At 48.3% G+C, this 20118-nt stretch carries 14 protein-coding genes and 1 riboswitch; of the genes, 10 read left to right on the top strand and 4 right to left on the bottom strand.

Annotated features, from left to right (window positions below; genetic code table 11):
- The first annotated feature begins 32 nt into the window (after window positions 1-32).
- Window positions 33-911 carry an EamA family transporter gene (locus ACKX2L_RS09835; RefSeq protein WP_497550367.1) on the top strand — a complete coding sequence of 293 codons (879 nt, stop codon included), beginning with the start codon at window positions 33-35 and terminating at the stop codon, window positions 909-911.
- An 87-nt stretch (window positions 912-998) separates the two neighbouring features.
- Window positions 999-3524, top strand: a complete 2526-nt coding sequence (locus tag ACKX2L_RS09840; protein ID WP_497550366.1) for a hypothetical protein — start codon at window positions 999-1001, stop codon at window positions 3522-3524.
- Between the two features lie 148 nt (window positions 3525-3672).
- Here ACKX2L_RS09840 and ACKX2L_RS09845 read toward each other — a convergent pair whose 3' ends face one another.
- From ACKX2L_RS09845 to murC, 4 genes are all read right to left on the bottom strand, one after another.
- Window positions 3673-4863 (bottom strand): ribose-phosphate pyrophosphokinase, encoded by a 1191-nt coding sequence (locus ACKX2L_RS09845; RefSeq protein WP_497550365.1) that lies wholly within the window; start codon window positions 4861-4863, stop codon window positions 3673-3675.
- Window positions 4864-4892: 29 nt separating this feature from the next.
- Complete coding sequence (locus ACKX2L_RS09850) at window positions 4893-5885, bottom strand: ATP-binding protein (RefSeq protein WP_497550364.1); 993 nt, start codon at window positions 5883-5885, stop codon at window positions 4893-4895.
- 45 nt (window positions 5886-5930) lie between these two features.
- Entirely contained in the window at window positions 5931-7040 is a 1110-nt protein-coding gene (locus ACKX2L_RS09855) for a DnaD domain protein (protein WP_497550363.1), read from the bottom strand.
- Window positions 7041-7240: 200 nt separating this feature from the next.
- Entirely contained in the window at window positions 7241-8620 is a 1380-nt protein-coding gene (gene murC, locus ACKX2L_RS09860) for a UDP-N-acetylmuramate--L-alanine ligase (RefSeq protein WP_497550362.1), read from the bottom strand.
- A gap of 301 nt (window positions 8621-8921) precedes the next feature.
- Here murC and ACKX2L_RS09865 point away from each other — a divergent pair, with 301 nt between their 5' ends.
- The 8 genes from ACKX2L_RS09865 to metK all read left to right on the top strand — a co-directional run bounded on the left by ACKX2L_RS09865 (window position 8922) and on the right by metK (window position 20059).
- Window positions 8922-10190 (top strand): glucose-1-phosphate adenylyltransferase, encoded by a 1269-nt coding sequence (locus ACKX2L_RS09865; RefSeq protein ID WP_497550361.1) that lies wholly within the window; start codon window positions 8922-8924, stop codon window positions 10188-10190.
- Window positions 10191-10192: 2 nt separating this feature from the next.
- Window positions 10193-11311: a glucose-1-phosphate adenylyltransferase subunit GlgD gene (gene glgD, locus ACKX2L_RS09870; RefSeq protein ID WP_497550360.1), complete on the top strand. Its 1119-nt coding sequence runs from the start codon at window positions 10193-10195 to the stop codon at window positions 11309-11311.
- Between the two features lie 18 nt (window positions 11312-11329).
- Window positions 11330-11596 (top strand): septation regulator SpoVG, encoded by a 267-nt coding sequence (gene spoVG, locus ACKX2L_RS09875; protein WP_497550359.1) that lies wholly within the window; start codon window positions 11330-11332, stop codon window positions 11594-11596.
- Between the two features lie 228 nt (window positions 11597-11824).
- Entirely contained in the window at window positions 11825-12394 is a 570-nt protein-coding gene (gene pth / locus ACKX2L_RS09880) for an aminoacyl-tRNA hydrolase (protein WP_497550358.1), read from the top strand.
- A gap of 4 nt (window positions 12395-12398) precedes the next feature.
- Complete coding sequence (gene mfd, locus ACKX2L_RS09885) at window positions 12399-15956, top strand: transcription-repair coupling factor (protein ID WP_497550357.1); 3558 nt, start codon at window positions 12399-12401, stop codon at window positions 15954-15956.
- Between the two features lie 103 nt (window positions 15957-16059).
- Complete coding sequence (locus ACKX2L_RS09890) at window positions 16060-17154, top strand: hypothetical protein (RefSeq protein WP_497550356.1); 1095 nt, start codon at window positions 16060-16062, stop codon at window positions 17152-17154.
- 148 nt (window positions 17155-17302) lie between these two features.
- The gene (gene murA, locus ACKX2L_RS09895; RefSeq protein ID WP_497550355.1) at window positions 17303-18595 is read left to right on the top strand and encodes a UDP-N-acetylglucosamine 1-carboxyvinyltransferase; all 1293 of its coding nucleotides are present in this window, start codon (window positions 17303-17305) and stop codon (window positions 18593-18595) included.
- A gap of 109 nt (window positions 18596-18704) precedes the next feature.
- Window positions 18705-18807, top strand: a riboswitch (SAM riboswitch).
- Between the two features lie 70 nt (window positions 18808-18877).
- Window positions 18878-20059 (top strand): methionine adenosyltransferase, encoded by a 1182-nt coding sequence (metK, locus tag ACKX2L_RS09900; RefSeq protein WP_497550354.1) that lies wholly within the window; start codon window positions 18878-18880, stop codon window positions 20057-20059.
- Window positions 20060-20118: the final 59 nt, after the last annotated feature.

Here is a 20118-nt window from a genome sequence, read left to right on the forward strand (position 1 = left end):
ATGTAAACCCGAAGAGGAGGGATAAATCTTCTATGAACTGGTATCATCTCACAATTAACTGGGTCTATCTGGCTCTTTTGTCGGCTCTCTTTTTCGGGTTGGCGCCGGTTTTCCTGAAAGCCTCCCTGAAGCGGACAAAAGTATGGGTCAGTATGGCTTCGGCAGTAACGGTACAGACGATTCTGCTTCTGGTTTTTTATCCGGGGAAGGCTTTTGGCTTTTTTACGGCCTTTCGGGGAAGAACGATGAAGAGCTGGCTGCTATTGATCCTTATTGCTACCGTATTCTTTCTCTCTACAGCCTTCTTCTTCCTTTCCTTGCAGAAAGCCGGGCTGAGCCGGAGCCTTTCTCTCTTTTCGCTTCGAACGCTTCTTCTTCCCATCCTTTTCTATTTTCTGTTTCAGGAGACAATGGCAGTTAAGAATTGGTATGCTCTGGGAATTGCCCTGATCGGTTTGATATTACTCCTGATCGGGGGAGAAGGGAAGTCGGAAAAATCATGGATCCTTTTTTCGATCCTTTCCCTGGGATTCAATCTTTTGGGACAGGTTCTGAACCGTTTCTTCGGTCTGGGCCTGGATGGGGATTTTCAGCTTGCCTTCCTTAGTTTCTTTTCTTCTATTTTAAGCTGGATCCTTCTCTTGATACAGAGAGGGGGAGCGGAGCTTAAGAGAGTAACTGTATACCAGGGATTCTTTATGGCAGCGGGCGGCCTTCTGTCCGGCCTGGCAGTTGTCTTCTTAAGGCAAAGTCAGAGTGGCGGTCAGGGAATTGTCTATACGCTGCATGGACTGGCTCTTCCCATAGCGATTCTTACGGCAGCGGCACTTTTACGGGAGAAATTGACGGGACGGGCTGTTCTTGGCATGCTCTTTCTAACGGTGGGCTTAATGCTTCCGAATCTGTTATAAGCGTTCATTGTCTGGCCGGATTCCTGCCGGACTCCCTTTCTAGAAAGGAATATATCTGCTTTGGAACTTTCATTTAGAGAAAAAGGATTGAATAAGAAAACAAAACAGAAGATCCTGCGTCTTGTTCTGGTTTTTCTTGCGGCATTCCTTGTTTTTTTCCTTTGGCTGAACCGGAGCCGGGACCACTCGGCATCGGAGGTGAAGAGCCCGACACTGCCTGTGATCATGGTGAATTATCATGGCCAGGAAATCGATGAGCTCTTCGGCTACACCGGGGATATGGATGCGCTCTATATGAGAAATGCAGTCGCACCCCTGGAGGACGATCGGAAACTGAATCTCAAGGTTAAAACCTATGGAAGAGAGATCCAAAAAATATCCTATGAGGTTCGTTCTCTGGATACCGAGAAGAAGATCGCGGATGAGGATCAGGTAAAATTTGCGACAAAGAAAAACCAGATCCAAACGAGTCTTCAGATTGCAAATCTGATTGAAGAAAATAAGGAATATCTCCTGGTCCTGACACTTTGGACCGATCAGGGGAAGGTTCGCTATTATTGCCGGATCGTTCAGGAAACAAACAGTCATGTGGCAGAGTGTATGGATTTCGCCCATTCTTTCCATACCATGGCACTGAATAAGGATGGTGAAGGAGTAGAGGCATATCTCGAAACAGATGGCCAGAACAATGATTCTTCGAACCTTCAGAAGGTGGACATTCATTCGACGGCAGACCAGGTAGCCTGGAAATCTTTTGATGGAAGCCTGTCCGGGAGCCCTAAGATGGAACTTACGGAGGTGACATCTGACTATTCTGCCATGGAAATGACTTATCGGATGACAGGAAAGGACCAGAGCGGGGAAAAGACCTACTTTAATGTCAAGGAGTATTTTAAGATCCGTTACCTTTCCGGGCAAATGTATCTCCTGGACTACCAGAGAAGCATGAACCAGATCTTTGATGCGGCAAGGATTCAATTTTCGGAGGAAGGCCTCTTGAAACTGGGGCTTGCTGATCGAAATCTGAACTATATTTCCAATGCAGTCGGAACGGTAACCGCCTTCGAAATGGACGGGGAGCTCTATGAATTCAATGAGAATACCGGAGACTTGATCCAGGTATTCTCTTTCCGCAGAGGAAATCTCGGCGACAGTCGGCTGAATCACCAGGCCCACGCCATCAAGCTCTTAAATATGGACGAGACGGGGACACTTGACTTTGTTGTCTATGGCTATATGAATGCAGGCCCTCACGAGGGCAGATGCGGCATCGGTCTCTATCACTACAGCAGCCGGACACAAAACACGAAGGAACAAGCCTTCATCCAGTCCAGTAAGTCCTATCAGATCTTGAAGGCGAGTTTCTCGGATCTCCTCTATAAGTCCAATGAAAATAACTTCTATGTCATGGTCGATGGCACTCTTCTGAAAATTGATCTGAATACACTGGAGACGTCTGAAAAGCTGACACAAATGAAGACCAGTCAGTATGCTGCATCAAAGACCGGGCGGTATCTGTCCTGGACGGACAAGGACCAGCCGTCGGAGCGCATCCATGTGATCGACCTGGAGACGGGAGAGCGTTTTGATATCAAGGCGGGCACTGATGAACTTCTTCGCCCTCTGGCTTATATTGATAATGATTTCGTTTATGGCAGTGTGAGAAAGGCAGATCTCCCCCCGGATTCTGCCGGCAGTCCTTATCCTATGTATCAGATCACGATTGCACAAATAAAGGGCAATCGGGCAGAGACTTTAAAACAATATTCGAAAGATGGCAGTTTCATTACGGATGTCAGTGAAGATTCTTATACGCTTTACCTCAGCATGGCCACACGTGGATCGGATGGAAGCCTGCTTTCGCAGGGCCAGGATACCATTAAGGACAATGCAGGAGAGAGGAACCAGTCTGTCAGTCTGATTACGAATGCGGGAGGCAGCGGCGGATATACGCTGGTTCTGCAGATGGCAGAACTAAAAGATCCTGCAAAGTCTTTCCACTTCATCCGGGCAGGCTTTGTGGAAGCAGACAGGGGTCGAACGATTTCTGTCAAGGCGAGTCGTTCCGAACAGCAGTACTATGTCTATGTTGGTGGAAATGTGGTTGATTCCGGAAGTGATCCGGTTGCAGCGATTCAGAAAGCGGACAGTGAGATGGGGATTGTTGTGGATAACTCTGCCCGTTACATCTGGAAGCGTGGAAAGAAGTCTTATCGGAGCAGTCTGACCCTGCAGACCGGAAACCAGAATCAGAACCAGAACCAGGAAAGCGATTGCCTGGCAGCGATTCTGCAGTTTGAAGGGAAGAATGCAGATACGGAAAGTCTTCTGGCAGGAGGAAATTCGGCTTTGCAGATCCTGCAGGCGAACCTGGAGCCTGCAGTCTGTCTGGATCTGACAGGCATCAATTTGAGCCAGGCTCTGTATTATGTGGGGAACGGCACCCCGGTCTATGTGAAGATGAAGTCCGGGCCGGCGCTTCTGGCCGGATACAGTTCCTCGAATGTATCGATCTTCCATCCGGAGAGCGGGAATTATGAGAGTATGTCGCTGGAGGCAGCAGAAGGGGATATCTCCCAGGCCGGATCGGTCTATATTGCCTATGTGAAGTAAGAAACAGGGAAGAGGAAGAAAAAGAGAAAAAAAGAGACCGGAGAAGAATTCTTCTCCGGTCTCGGAGTGAAGACAAAGGGGCTGTGAAAAAATGATGATCTCATTTTTTCACAGCCCCTTATTTTACCTACGGTCTTATTTTACGTGATTATGATTTCCTGCCCTTGGTCCTCTCGTTATACTTGGTTACCACATGGTTAATTCTATCATAGGGGTCTAAGAGGCCGGACATCGAAGCATTGTGATTTAAGGTATCGATGATGTAGGCAATGTACTTGGACATATCACAGCTGATATAGTAATCGCGGGACAGAAGCTCCGGAGTCTGATAGGTCAGATTGGTTGTGACAACTCGATAGATCGTACCGTCCTCCACTGCTTTATCGAAAGAGGAAAGTCCGTTGGTAAAGAGTCCGAAGGTTGCGACAACGAAGATCCTGCCGGCCTTTCTCTTCTTTAATTCATGAGCTACATCGATCATGGATTCGCCGGAGGAGATCATATCATCGATGACAATCACATCCTTTCCCTCGACATCAGAACCCAGGAATTCATGAGCAACAATCGGATTCCGTCCATCGACAACGCGGGAGTAGTCTCTTCTCTTATAGAACATACCCATGTCAACGCCCAAAACAGAAGCGAGATAGACAGCTCTCTGGGTAGCACCCTCATCGGGGCTTACGATCATGAGATGATCATTATCCAGCTTCAGATCATTCTCATTTCGTAGAATATTCTTGATGAATTGATAATAAGCCGGAACGGATTCGAAACCATGCAGAGGGATGGCATTCTGAACCCGGGGATCATGAGCATCGAAGGTGATGATGTTATCAACACCCATGCTGACCAGCTCCTGGAGCATGAGCGCACAGTCCAGGGATTCACGACCGGAGCGCTTATGCTGGCGTCCTTCATAAAGGAAAGGCATAATGACATTGATTCGCTTGGCCTTACCATTGGTGGCAGCGATGATTCGCTTCAATTCAGCATAGTGGTCGTCCGGTGAATAGTGATTGACCTGACCGCATACCTTATAAGTGCAGTTCCAGTTTGTGACATCAGTCAAGAGATAGAGGTCAAGGCCCCGGATCGACTGATTGATCATGCCCTTTCCTTCGCCGGAGCCGAAACGGGGAGCTTCCGCATCGACGATACAGGAATGTCTCTTGTAAGAAGCATTGGCCGCATCAATAAAACGATCCTTTTCGCGCTTTCCTCTCCACGAAACGAGGTATTCGTTTACCTCATCGCCGAGGGGCAGGCAGCTTTTCATCGGAATGACACCCAAGGGTGCGATGGGTGTAGTACAGGACAGCTGATTGTCATTAGGCATGAATTTTTCCTCCTGAGATAGATTGTGCATTACTTCTTCTCCAGACTCTTTCGGAGACGAATGTCCTGGCCGAAGAGTTTGATCAGAGTATAGTTGCTTGTGATTCTGGATAAAACGCGCTCGCCGTAGCGGTCGCGGAGCTCCCCAAGGGTAAGATTCGTGGTGATGATCGTGGAATGTCTGCGAATGAGACGTTCGTTTATGACCTGAAACATCTGGGCAGTTGTAAATTTGTTCTGCATTTCTGTCCCAAGGTCGTCAATGATCAATACATCACAAGAGAATATATTATCATAATCTTCGTCCATTGTGTGATCATGGTCGAAAACATGTTTTTCCAACAGCTGAAAAAATTGAAAAGCGGTAAAATATATGACCGAAATGCCCTGGTCCAGAAGGCTTCTGGCACAGCAGTTGGTCAGGAAGGTCTTCCCGGTCCCGGTATCTCCATAAAGCAAGGCATTTCCGCCCAGGACCTTAAAATCCCTTGAAAAACCCTTCATCAGAGACAGGGCCCGGCCGGCAGCTTCTCTTGGAGACCTGCCTTCCTTTGCATCCTTTTGATCGGAATAGAAATCCAGAGTGAAGTCATTAAAAGACTGGTTCTCCAGTTCTTCTGTGATATGAGACTGGCGGTAGACCAGGTCGATTGCAGCCTGACGAAAGCAGTGGCAGCGTTCGTTTCCGATAAAACCGGTATCCTTACAGTCGGGGCAGTGGTATTGCATCTCCATGTAATCCTTGGGATATCCGGCCCCCTCCAGAAGCGTAGATCGCTCCTGGATCAGATCATTCAGTCTTGAGGACAGGGCATCTTCGTAAGAATGATCAGAGGATGGGTTTTCCAGCCTCATTTTGGCAGCTTCATAAGCCGCATCGGAGATCTCTCTTCGGATTTCCCGTATACGGGGGATTTTCGCTTCGACTTCCCGAATGTGTGCCTCCATGCGATCGGTATCAATGGCTCGCTGGGCCTCGTAGTTTCGCATCAGGGAATCATATTGTTCATTCGTCAGGGACATAGCTTTGCTCTTTTCGGACTGATATTGATTTGCTTGATCCGCATTTTACTGTAGAAGACGCTTTTCCAAGGCCTGGAGAGACGCATCATCATAAGAAGGAGAAGAAGGTGCTTCCTTCCTGGCGATATTGGATCCACTGCCTTTCCCGCCGGCCCGGCTGCTTCTTGCAGCATGGCTCATGTCCTGGTTTTTCACTTCACTTAAAGTATGAACATGTGCCTTGTTCCAGTTGGAGAGGATGGTGTCCGCATATTCGAAGCTGGCCTTTCCGGTCTGCATCACAGTCCTCTGACAGGCTTCAAAGATCAGATCTTCCGTAAAAGCATATTCCTTGGTCCAGCGGGCCAGAAATTCCTCTTCCTTCGGTGTCAGTTTTCTTCCCTGAATGCCGAAGGCCTTCATGATGGCATAATAGGCATTCGAATGGATATCGGATGCCAGACGTGCTTCCGCCTCCGTTGTAATGCCCTCCTTTTTCCAGTTCAAAGCGACCTTATTCATATAATAGATGCTCTTGTGACCGGCTGCAATGCATTCTTCCACCAGAAATTCGATCAATTCGATGGAAAGCCCCAGTGTCCAGTGCCAGAAAAGGATGGTATCGGATTCGTTCTGGTTCATAGGTTTTTCGAAATACTGCTCGGTAACATAGATCAGCTCCTTCGAAGCCTCATCTCTGCTGATGGTCTGCCGCTCTTCCGGAGAGAAGTTCGGCTTGGTCGGTATTTCTCCTCTGTCTTCCGAAATATCGACCGGAGCGGAAGGAACCTCTTCTCGAACCGGCTCGTCCTTTGGCGAGGTTTTTTCTTCGGGCATTTTCTGCAGATTGACTGTCAGAGACGCCAGCTGATCATCATCGGGATCCAACATGCAGATCCCGACCAGTTTCCCTGCCTTATCGTATTCCAGACGAAGGAGATGGCGGTCCTGCCAGTAATCCAGAGCTTTTACGATATCCCGTTCCGTATGGCCGAGCTGATCGGCAAAACCTGAGATGGAAAAAGAATAACCGCGGCCGGAAAGACAGCGAAGCAGATAGAGATAGATCTTCACATATTCGCCGTCCGCTTCCGGGAGATAATGGTCAATAAAGGTATTGGAAACACAGGTCACCTGTTTCTCGGACACTGTGTGTAAAGTAATGAGATCAGACATGAACTTCCTCCTAGAATCTATCGCCGAAATTATACCATAAAGACACAGGCCTGCAAAGAAAGGCAGGTGACGGAAGTATCCACAAGGGGAAAAGTGCATATTGTGGATAAGTCTTGACGATAGCGGAAAAATCACAAGAAAAAATCCACAACTCTTGTCGAAAACCTTCAACAAAGAATTGTGGATAAAGTGGATAACTTTTATTTCAGGAGATCTTCTCCAACATTTACGATGTTTCCGGCGCCCATTGTTATCAACAGATCGCCGTTCATAGAATTTTTTTTCACCCAGTCTTCAATTTCAGGGAAGGAGTGGAAATAGTAGGCTTCCTTGCCGAGCTTTTTCAATCCTTTCTCGATATCAGCGGAGCTTACCCCATAGATATCCTGCTCTCTGGCAGCATAGATAGGGGCCAGAACAACGACGTCTGCGAGAGAAAGGGCCTGAATGAAGTCGGGGAGGAAGGCCTTGGTCCGGGTATAGGTATGAGGCTGGAAAATGACAACCAGTCGTTTGTGCGGATAATTCAGGGCGGCATTTAAAGACGCCTTGATCTCCGTTGGATGGTGAGCATAGTCATCAATAATAACAGCACCATTGGAAAGCTTTCCCTTGTATTGGAAGCGCCGGTCAGCACCGGAGAATTTTGCCAGTCCGCTTTGGATCTTGTCATAAGGAATACCCATTGCCCGAAGAACTGCGATAGCAGACAAGGCATTTCCGACATTATGCCGGCCTGGTACATGGAGAACGATGGGATCAAGCTTTTGACCGAAAGCGACAGGTGTGAAAGACGGATATCCGAATTCGTTATAGCTGATCTCTTCCGCGTGATAGTCATCTTCTTCCGAAAATCCGAAAGACACCACCTGACAGGGCGCATCTTTCACGATTTCCCTGTAATCAGGGATCTCCCCGTTAATGACCAGAAGACCATCTTTTGCGGTATTTCCGACAAATTTGTGGAAGGACTTTCTCTCGTTTTCCAGGGTCTTAAAGTAGTCCAGATGCTCGGCATCAATATTTAAAATGATGCTGTATCTCGGGAAAAGAGAGAGAAAACTGTCCGTGTATTCACAGGCTTCTGCCACGAAGACATCGGAGGATCCGACCCGGATATTAGACTGAATGGGCTTGAAAATTGCGCCGACGGAAATGGTCGGATCGGCCTCGGCTTCCAGAAGAACCTGACTGATCATGGAAGTTGTCGTGGTCTTGCCATGTGTGCCGCTGACAGCGACCGAGTTTCTGAAGTGTTCCATGATCTGGCCGAGAAGCTGGGCCCGGGTCAGCATAGGCTTTCCGGTTTCCTTTGCCCGGACAAATTCCGGATTGTCCGGATGGATCGCAGCGGTATATACAAAGACATCGGTGGAAGGGTCTACATTTTCAGCTGCCTGAGGATAGGAGATCTTAGCACCCATCTTCTCCAGATGGCGGGTGAGATCCGATGGCGTGCGGTCAGATCCGCTGACCTTGAAATGCCGGTCCAGAAGGACCTGTGCGAGACCGCTCATACTGATACCGCCGATGCCGATGAAATGTACATGAAGTGGCTGATTGAAGTTGATTTTAAACATAAAAAATGCCTGCTCTCTAAACCTGTAGGATCGTACTGATCTCATGATCTACCGAATAAATTCTTCCTATATATACTACGCTTTTTTTCCTTTTGCAAGAAAAGGAAAAATACAAACCATGGAAAAACAAAAAAAGAAGCAACATGTGTAGAAAAATTCACCTGAAATTTGTGAAAATTATGTGTTTGTAAGGGAATAACTATGCTATACTTTAGTCAAGTTTACAAATGCGACTGTCAAATTGACATTTTTTTCCACTAGGCAGTTGTTGGTTTTCAATCTATTGAAACGGGGTGAGCACATGGGCAGTAAAGAAATGATAGCAATGCTCCTTGCCGGCGGCCAGGGATCCAGACTGGGCGTTTTGACATCGAACGTTGCAAAACCGGCGGTTGCTTTTGGCGGAAAGTACAGGATCATCGATTTCCCGCTTTCAAATTGTATCAACTCCGGAATTGATACGGTTGGCGTCCTGACGCAGTATCAGCCATTGGTACTGAATTCCCATATCGGAATCGGTATTCCTTGGGATCTGGATCGTAATAATGGCGGCGTAACCGTTCTTCCTCCGTATGAGAGAAGCAGTAATGCAGACTGGTATTCCGGAACCGCAAATGCGATCTATCAGAATCTGAATTACATGGAAAGCTATGATCCGGATTATGTCCTGATCCTTTCCGGAGACCATATCTATAAGATGGATTATGAAGCCATGCTGGACTTCCATAAGCAGAACAAGGCGGATGTCACGATTGCGGCAATTCCGGTTCCGATCGAAGAGGCCAGCCGCTTCGGCGTCGTTGTCTGTGATGAGAACAAGCAGATCGTGGAATTCGAAGAGAAGCCGGAACATCCCAAGTCCAACCTCGCTTCGATGGGGATCTATATTTTCAGCTGGCCGGTTTTGAAGGAAGCCCTGATCAAGCTGAAGGATCAGCCGAACTGCGATTTCGGTAAGCATATCATTCCTTATTGCCATAATGAGGGCATGCGGATCTTCGCCTACGAATTCAATGGCTACTGGAAGGATGTCGGAACACTTGGATCCTATTGGGAAGCCAATATGGAGCTGGTCGATCTGATCCCGGAATTCAATCTCTATGAGGAATTCTGGAAAATATATACCAAACAGACCATGATCGAACCACACTATATCGGGGAAAACGCGAGGGTAAAAAGAGCAATTATCGGCGCGGCAGACCAGATCGACGGTGCTGTAGAAAACAGTGTTCTCGGACCGGGCGTTATCGTTGAAGAAGGTGCCATTGTCCGGAATTCTATTCTGATGCGTGGCGTACATATCAAGAAAGGGGCTGTGATTGATAAGGCAATCATTGCTGAGAACACAGTCGTAGGAGAGAATGCAAAACTGGGCGTCGGAGAGTATGCTCCGAGCAAACTGTCCCAGAAGGTCTATGCATTTGATCTCGTGACCATTGGTAATGATTCTGTGATCCCGGACAATGTTTCCATCGGGAAGAATACAGCTATTCATGGCAAAACAGAGGAAAGCGACTATCCAAACGGGCTTCTGGAGAGTGGCGGCTATATTATTAAGGCAGGTGAATGAGCATGAAGGCATTGGGAATTATTCTGGCAGGTGGCAACAACACACGAATGGGCTCTCTCTCCGATAAGCGGGCAATCGCCGCAATGCCGGTGGCAGGCAGTTATCGGAGTATTGACTTCACTCTTTCCAACATGACAAATTCGCATGTTCAGACGGTGGCTGTACTATCGCAGTACAATGCCCGTTCTCTGAATGAACATCTGAATTCGGCCAAGTGGTGGAATTTCGGCCGGAAACAGGGCGGACTCTTTATTTTCACACCGACGGTTACGACCAATAACAGCTGGTGGTATCGGGGAACAGCAGATGCAATGTGGCAGAATATTGATTTCCTGAAGGAACGCCATGAGCCCTATGTCATTATCTCGAGCGGTGACTGCATCTATAAGATGGATTTCAATAAGGTTCTGGACTATCACATTCAGAAACAGGCCAATATCACAGTCGTATGTGCCAAGTGTCCGCAAGGGGATGACATCAAGCGCTTTGGTGTGGTCAAGATGGATATGGATGGTCAGATCACTGATTTTGAAGAGAAGCCAATGGTTGCTCATTCCAATATCGTATCGACCGGCATTTACATCATTCGCCGCCGCGCTTTGATTGAGCTTCTGGAGCAGTCGAACCGGGAAGGAAGATATAATTTTGTCACCGATATCCTGATCCGCTATCTGGGAATGAAGAAGATCTACGGCTATATGCTGGATGATTACTGGCGGAATATTTCAACGATTGAAGCCTACTATAAGACAAACATGGATTTCCTGAACAGGGATGTCCGTATGCATATGTTTGAGGAAGGAGCACCGATCTATTCCAAGGCCATGGATCTGGCACCGGCAAAGTATAATGAGGGAGCCGATGTGAGAAACAGTCTGATCGCCAGTGGCTGTATCATTAACAGCAAGGTCGAGAACTCCGTTCTCTTTAAGAAGGTTTTTGTCGGAAACGGCTGCACCATCAAGAATTCCATCATTATGAACGGAGCCTATATTGGGGATAATGTATATGTTGAGAACTGTATCGTGGAAAGTAATGAGACCTTACTGAGTAATACAAGCTATGTCGGCAAGGACAGCATTATGGTTGTTTCGGAGAAACAGAACCGCTACGGAGTATAAGTATAATAGGGGGCCGATATGAATATTACGGATATCAGAATACGAAAGATCGAAAAGGAAGGCAAAATGAAGGCCGTTGCCTCTATCACGATTGACAATGAGTTTGTTGTTCATGACATCAAGGTGATCGAGGGAGAAAAGGGACTCTTCATTGCAATGCCAAGCCGCAAAGCAACGGACGGTGAGTATAAGGACATTGCTCATCCGATTCGGTCGGAGACAAGAGAAAAGCTGCAGAATATGATTCTGGACCGTTATCGGAAGGATATTCTCGAAGAAGAATAACAGGGAAGAAGAATCGTGAAAGAAACCGGGGAAGGCAGAAGCCGTCCCCGGTTTTTGAGGTTTTATCAGAAAAATTATGATAGCGGGATAGTTGCCATTGGGATAGCATGCGGCTATTATTTAGAAGTTGGTTGTGATGTTAGGTTGAACCATTGGGGAGGGTCAAAATCACACAAAGCGGACCTTTTTAGTATATTTTGTTCATCTGAGACATGTCAGGAGGAAAACATGAAGATCATCGCAGGATTGGGAAATCCGGGCTTACAATATCAGAAGACCCGTCATAATGCAGGCTTCGACGCCATTGACTGCATCGCAGAGAAATATGGGATCCCGGTGCAGAAGGAGGAAGGAAAAGCTCTGACCGGGAAGGGAAGGATCGGGGCTCATGCTGTCCTTCTGGTAAAGCCACAGACCTATATGAATAACAGCGGGGAAAGTATTCGGGCCCTGATGGATTACTACAAGCTTTCGCCAGAGGATCTGATCGTCTTCTGCGATGATGTTATGCAGGATGTCGGACGTATGCGGATCCGAAAAAAAGGATCGGCCGGCGGACATAATGGTTTAAAGAGTATTATTGCCTGTCTTGGAACGGAAGATTTCGTCCGTGTCCGATTGGGCGTGGGGAGACTCATGCCGGGCAGAGATATGGTCGCTCACGTACTGGGGCATTTACCCGTAGAAGAGAGGGAGAAACTGGACCGGATCCTTCAGGACTCTGCCGACTGCCTGGAACTCCTTCTGGACGGCCGTTTTGATGATGCGATGACGAAATACAATGGATTGCAGGAGTAGGGACATGAATGTCTTTTTGACACCCTTCCAAGGGCTTTCGGATGTAGAAGAACTGAAGGACCGCTTGAAAAAACATAAAAAACCGGAATATCTGCAGTTGTCCGGGGTGACAGACGCCGGGAAGGCCCTGGTTAGCTTCGCCCTCTCTTATGATGCTCCGGTTCGGCTTCTCGTGACGAGCGATGAACAGAGAGCCAGAGATCTCTATGAGGAGATGCTGGCCTTTGACCCGGCGACCTATTATTTTCCGGGCAAGGACCTGCTCTTCTTCCAGTCGGATGTCCGCGGCAATGCTTTGACTATTCCAAGAGTCACGGCAATGGATGCCATCCTGTCCGGACAGAAGATGACCCTGGTCACCAGTGCCGGGGCACTTATGAACCGGCTTCCGGAGGCAGATGTCTTCCGGCAGGGCATTCGAAGCATTTCCCTCGAAGATGAATTGGATCTGGAAGAATTTCGAAAGTTTTTGATCCGGGATGGCTACGAAGCCCTTCCCATGGTGGAGGAGAAAGGTCAGTTTTCCGTGCGTGGCGGTATCGTCGATGTCTTTCCTCTGAATCTGGATCATCCGGTTCGAATTGAGCTCTTCGGCGATGAGGTGGATTCCATTAAACTCTTTGAGGTCGGTTCCCAGCGGTCTACGGAAAACCTGGAATCGGTCCGTATTTTGCCTGCGGTAGAATTTGTCCTTTCCGATAAAGAGCAAAATCAGGGACTTCAAAAGATGCGAAAGGATCTGGACCGCCTTTATCAGAATTTTCGGGAGCAAATGCAGACCGAGGCCGCATATCAGTTAAAACGCACGACCGAGGAAGGCATCGAAAGGGTCGAATCCGGCTGGAGCCGGCAGGAGATCGAAACCTATCTCCCCTATTTCTTCCCCAATGCAGGGTGCCTTTTGGATTATCTGCCCAAGGACTGTCTGGTCCTGTTGGACGAAGGAAGAAGACTTCGGGAAAATGTGGATGAGATCGAAAGAGAATTCCAGGATTCCATGAAACATCGTCTGATGAAGGGAAATCTCCTTCCCGGTCAGATGGAACTTCTGATCAGTGTCAATCAGCTGCTTTTCCGTCTGCAGACCTTTTCTGGAGTTGTTCTGTCAACTTTGGATGTGGCCGGAAGGATCGTACCGGTTGCTGAGCAGTATCACATTGATATGCAGCAGGGGACAAGTTATAACGGAAGCTTTGAACTCCTATTAAAGGAATTGGCGATCTACCGGCAGCGGAAGGAAAGGGTCCTTCTGGTTACCCAGTCCAGAACCCGTGGCAAGCGTCTGGCGCAGGACCTTATGGAGCATGATGTCAGGACTTTCTATTCAGACAGCTATGACAAGGAGATTCAGCCCGGAGAGGTGATGGTCACCTATGGACAGATCAGCCGGGGATTTGAATTTCCTGCCAGTGGTTTTGTCATTATTGCAGAGACGGATATCTTCGGCCAGCATCGAAAGAAGAGGAAGAAAAAACAGAAAAAGTACGAAGGGGAAAGCATCTCAGGCTTTCGGGATCTTACCCCGGGAGACTATGTGGTCCATGAGAATCACGGCCTGGGCATCTACCGCGGAATCGAGAAGATCGAGGTCGATGGGGTCTTAAAAGATTACATTAAAATCGAATATGCCAAAGGCTCTGTTCTCTATGTCCTGGCAACCCAGCTTGACAGTATTCAGAAATATGGCGGCGCTGACGGAAAGAAACCCAGGCTCAATACCCTGGGCGGTCAGGAATGGTCCAAAACCAAGGCTAAGGTGCAGTCTGCAGTCGGAGTCATTGCCAAAGACCTGGTAGATCTCTATGCTGTCCGTCAGGAGGATAAGGGATACCAGTACGGGCCGGATACCGAATGGCAGAAGGAATTTGAGGAATCCTTTCCCTATGAAGAAACCGATAGTCAGCTTTCGGCCATTGAAGATGTAAAGCGGGACATGGAATCCCCGAAGATCATGGACCGGCTGATTTGCGGTGATGTCGGCTACGGGAAAACGGAGATCGCCATGCGGGCTGCCTTCAAAGCCGTCCAGGAAAATAAACAGGTGGTCTATCTCGCTCCGACGACCATTCTCTGTGATCAGATCTACAATAATTTCGTCCAGAGAATGAAAGACTATCCGGTCACGATCGCAGAACTGTCACGTTTCCGCTCAGAGACGCAGCAGAAGGTGACCATCAAGCGGTTGAAGCAAGGGCTTGTTGATATTGTGATCGGCACCCACAGAGCTCTCTCGAACGATGTTAAATTCAAGGATCTGGGCCTTCTGATCATCGATGAGGAGCAGAGATTCGGCGTTCGACATAAGGAAAAGATCAAGCAGATGAAGAAAAATGTCGATGTGCTTTCTCTGTCTGCGACGCCGATCCCCAGGACCCTTCACATGAGTCTGGTCGGTATTCGGGATATGAGCGTCCTGGAAGAAGCACCGATCGACCGGCAGCCCATACAGACCTTTGTCTTTGAATATAACGAAGAAATGATCCGGGAGGCAATTGCGAGAGAGTTATCCAGGGACGGACAAGTTTACTTCGTTACGAATCGGGTGCGGAATATTGCAGACGTGGCTGCCCGGATCCAGGAACTTTTGCCGGATGCTACCGTTGCCTATGCCCATGGCCAGATGAATAAGAGTGACCTGGAAGAGATCATGGCCCGTTTTCTGAACCAGGAGATCGATATCCTGGTTGCAACAACGATCATTGAGATCGGTCTGGATATTCCGAATGTAAATACCATTATTATCAGTGATGCGGACCGGATGGGCCTGTCCCAGCTCTATCAGCTGAGAGGCCGGGTCGGCCGGAGTTCCCGGACAGCCTATGCTTTCTTCCTTTATAAGAAGGATAAGATCCTGAAGGAAGATGCAGAGAAGAGATTGTCCGCCATCCGGGAGTTTACGGACCTGGGATCCGGATTCAAGATCGCCATGCGGGATCTGGAGATTCGCGGAGCCGGAAATATGCTCGGAAAAGAGCAGCATGGCCACATGGAGGCGGTCGGCTATGACCTCTATTGCAAGATGCTGAATGAGGCAGTCAAGAAAGAAAAGGGAGAAGCAGTCGAGGAAGACTTCGATACAACGGTCGAGATCGATCTGGATGCTTATATCCCGACGGGCTATATTTCAGACGAAATACAGAGACTGGATATCTATAAGAGAATTGCCAGCATCCGGACCGAAGAGGATGCGCTGGAAATCTATGATGAATTGATTGACCGTTATGGAGAGCCGGGTCGGTCGGTAGAAAATCTGATCGAGATCGCTAAATTAAGGGCGCATGCGAGAAGGGCCTATATCTCAGAAATGCGGCAGACCAAGGATATGCTTCGGATCGTTCTCTATAAGAAGGCGAAACTCAATGTGGCAAAACTGCCACTGGTGGAGGAAAAGTTTGGGCCCTATGTACGTTTTGTGATGGCCGGAAAGAACGGGCCGGAATTCGATTATTATTATCAGATGGATTCGAGGATCCGAAAGCGGCAGCCTCTGGATCTCTTACGGGAGTTTGCGGACGGCTTATATGAGCTGGCTGTGGACGGGGCCTCGACATCTGTTGAATAAGTGCAAAGAAAAATATATAATACAAAAAGAATGCCCAAATTTCCCGGCCAAAGGTATTACTTTAAACCGGGATCTTATCAGATAGAAACAAGGAGAGACCGACATGTTTTCAAACAAAAGAGGTGCTGCTTTCTTACTGGCAGGATGTCTCGCTGCAGGAAGCCTTACAGGCTGCAGCTTTACCGATAATCAGGCACTGGTGAAAATTGACGACGGGAAGGACAAGATCACTTTCGGTTATGCAAATTTTAATGCGAAGATGACCCAGGCCATGTATGATGTCTTATATAAGACATCATCCCAGGCAAATTATAAGGATCTCTGGACCAAGGCGTCAGAGAGCGGAAGCGGCACGATGGAAACAAGTACCAAGTCGCAGATCCTTACAGGAATGAAGACTGCATACTTTCTCACCAAGAATGCCAAGGACTATGGCGTCGAGCTTTCGGCAGACGAAAAGAAGAAGGTCAAGGCAACAGCCAAAGAGTTTATGAAGGATAACTCCAAGGCAGCAAAGAAACAGCTGGGCGCCAGCCGGGAATATGTCGAGCACTATCTTGAAGACCAGCTTTATACAGAGAAAATGCAGACAGCCATTGAGGCGAAGGCAGATACCACGGTTTCCGATGAAGAAGCCAATATGAAGACCATAAGTTATGTCTACTTCACCGATCAGGTGACCACCGGAAGCGATGGAAAGCCGAAGGTGCCTACGGATGAGGAGATTGCCAAGGCCAAGGCTTCGGCAGAGGCCATTGCAACTGCATCGGATTTTGATTCGGCAGTTACTGCAAATGGCGGGACAGCGGAGAGCTTTAGTTACGATGCCGCTGCACTGAAGAAGGCTAAGAAGAGCGGCAGTGCTTCGACTTCCAGCGGAGACAGCCTTCCCTATGAGGTTTTGGAAGCGGTTGACGGACTGTCGAACGGACAGATCACGAAAGCGATCCATGTGAAAAACAAGGGCTATTATGTAGCTTCCATGAAGGCTGTGACAGATCAGGAGAAGACCGAATCCAATCGGACCAGTCTTTCGAATCAGAAGAAGACCGACTACTATAACAGTACTTTGAAGAAAATGGAAGCCAAGTCTACCTGGAAGGTGAATAAACGGCTCTGGAAGAAGGTTCGTTTTATCAACCGTTTCACAGGAAGCCTGGTAAAAGAGTCTAAAAAGTCCGAATCATCGGGCAAATGATCCGGGCCGATTGAGGACGGCAGAGAATTTGAACTGAGGGAATTCTCTTTTCTTTAGCCCCCAGTCCAATTTTATGAAAAAATTCACTTGCAAAGCAGACAAGGGATGTTATAATCGTTTGCGTTTGGTTCAAGCGAAAGGAAAAAATATGGAGCAGTATGTGATCAAGGGTGGCAATCCCCTGACCGGAGAAGTGGAAATCGGCGGAGCAAAGAATGCGGCACTGGCTATTATTGCAGCTGCAGTTATGACAGATGATACCGTCCGTTTGTCAAATGTGCCGGATGTCAGAGATGTGAATGTGCTTCTGGGCGCAATCGAAGACATCGGGGCGAAAGTGGAACGGCCGGAAAAGCATGTCGTAGAGATCAATGCTTCTACAATCCACAGTTTGTCTGTAGATTATGATTATATCAAGAGGATTCGGGCCTCTTATTACCTGTTGGGAGCTCTTCTGGGCAAATATCATAAGGCAGAAGTGGCCCTGCCCGGCGGATGCGATATCGGAAGCAGACCCATTGACCTTCATATCAAGGGATTCCGGGCATTGGGAGCTGATGTGGATATCAGCTATGGCTTGATTTCCGCTCATACCGACCGTCTGGTGGGCAATCATATCTATCTGGATAAGGTTTCCGTCGGTGCAACGATCAATATTCTGATGGCAGCCTCCCTGGCAGAGGGGAAGACTATTATTGATAACTGTGCCCGCGAACCCCATGTCGTAGATGTCGCAAACTTCCTGAACAGTATGGGAGCGGACATCCGTGGTGCGGGAACCGAGAGTATCCGTATCAATGGTGTGAAGAGATTGCATGGAACGGACTATTCCGTAATCCCGGATATGATCGAAGCGGGGACCTTCATGTGCGCAGCTGCTGCAGCCGGCGGAGATGTGACGCTTCGAAATGTCATTCCAAAGCACCTGGAGGCAACGACAGCCAAGCTTTTAGAGGCAGGCTGTCAGGTCATTGAATACGATGATGCCGTGAAGATCATTTCCAAGGGAAGACTGACCCATACCCAGGTTGCAACCCTGCCTTATCCCGGCTTTCCAACCGATATGCAGCCGCAGATGACAGTGGTCCTCGGCATAGCAGAGGGAACCTCTGTCGTTACGGAGAGCATTTGGGAGAATCGTTTCAGATATGTGGATGAACTGGCCCGGATGGGAGCCAATATCCAGGTAGAAGGCACGATTGCCATTGTAACAGGCGTAGATCATTATACCGGCGCCCGTGTGCAGTCTCCGGATCTTCGCGCCGGGGCGGCTCTTGTCATCGCCGGTCTTGCGGCTGACGGGATCACGGTTGTCGATGACATCTATTATATCCAGAGAGGATATGAATCTTTTGCCGAGAAGCTGCAGGGCCTGGGAGCTCAGATCGAGCAGGTTTCCAGCGAACACGAGATCCAGAAGTTCAAACTGAAGGTGTCCTGAAGGTTCCCTCCATGCTACAAAACCTAGTTTATGTATATTGAAAAAACGCCTCCCGGGGTGTAGATTCTCTATCGTAAGTTAAGTATAGAAAATTTCATATACAGAAGTTCCTTTATTCAGAGTGGTGGAGATACAGAGGATCAGAGAAACCACGGCAACCCCGGCGAAAGCAAGAAAGGTGCCAACCTGAGCGAGAAATCGAACAATGAGGGAATTTTCTATTCTTTATTGATCTGGTCCGCCTATGTATCAGGCGGATTTTTTATGTCAAAGGAGAGAAAAATGGACAAGAGACTTTTCACTTCCGAGTCTGTGACAGAAGGACATCCTGACAAAGTCTGCGATGCAATTTCTGATGCGATTCTGGATGCCTGCATGGAGCAGGACCCGATGAGCCGTGTGGCATGTGAGACAGCAGCCTGCACCGGTTTCGTACTGGTAACCGGTGAAATCACGACCAAGGCACAGCTCGACATCCCCTCCATCGTTCGTAAGACCGTAAATGAGATCGGCTACAACGATGCAAAGACCGGTTTCGATGGCAATACCTGCGCCGTTATGGTTGCTCTGGATCAGCAGTCTGCAGATATCGCTATGGGTGTTGATAAGGCCCTGGAGGCCAAGGAAGGCGAATTGAAGGATGACCTGGATACCGGTGCCGGCGACCAGGGAATGATGTTCGGTTATGCGACAAACGAGACCGAAGATTACATGCCTTACCCGATCAACCTTGCCCACAAGCTGGCAAAGCGTCTGACCGATGTTCGTAAAGATGGCACTCTGAAGTATCTTCGTCCGGATGGAAAGACCCAGGTTTCCGTAGAATATGATGAAAACGGCAAGCCTTGCCGCCTGGAAGCGGTTGTACTGTCCACCCAGCATGACGAGGATGTGACACAGGAACAGATCCATGAGGATATCAAGAAGTATGTCTTCGATCCGATCCTTCCCAAGGAACTTGTAGATGATAAGACAAAGTTCTTCATCAATCCGACCGGCCGTTTCGTCATTGGCGGACCTCACGGTGATGCAGGTCTGACCGGACGTAAGATCATTGTAGATACCTACGGTGGAATGGCTCGTCACGGCGGCGGAGCTTTCTCCGGTAAGGATTGCACCAAGGTGGACCGTTCTGCAGCTTATGCAGCACGTTATGTTGCAAAGAATATTGTAGCAGCAGGTCTTGCAGATCGTTGTGAGATTCAGCTTTCTTATGCAATCGGTGTTGCAGAGCCGACTTCTATCAATGTGGATACCTTCGGTACCGGTAAGCTTTCGGATGAGAAGCTGGTTGAAATCGTTCGTGAGAACTTTGACCTTCGTCCGGCCGGCATCATCAAGATGCTGGATCTTCGCCGTCCGATCTACCGTCAGACCGCAGCATACGGTCACTTCGGAAGAAATGACCTGAACCTGCCTTGGGAAGCCCTGAATAAGGTAGAGGATCTGAAGAAGTATCTGTAATTTCTTTTAAGAATATTTTCGAACATGCTATAATAAACGGAGCTGCGGACTGTCGCGGC

The sequence above is a fragment of the Porcibacter vitabionis genome (assembly GCF_046263795.1).
Taxonomy (GTDB): Bacteria; Bacillota; Clostridia; order Lachnospirales; family Lachnospiraceae; genus Lachnocurva.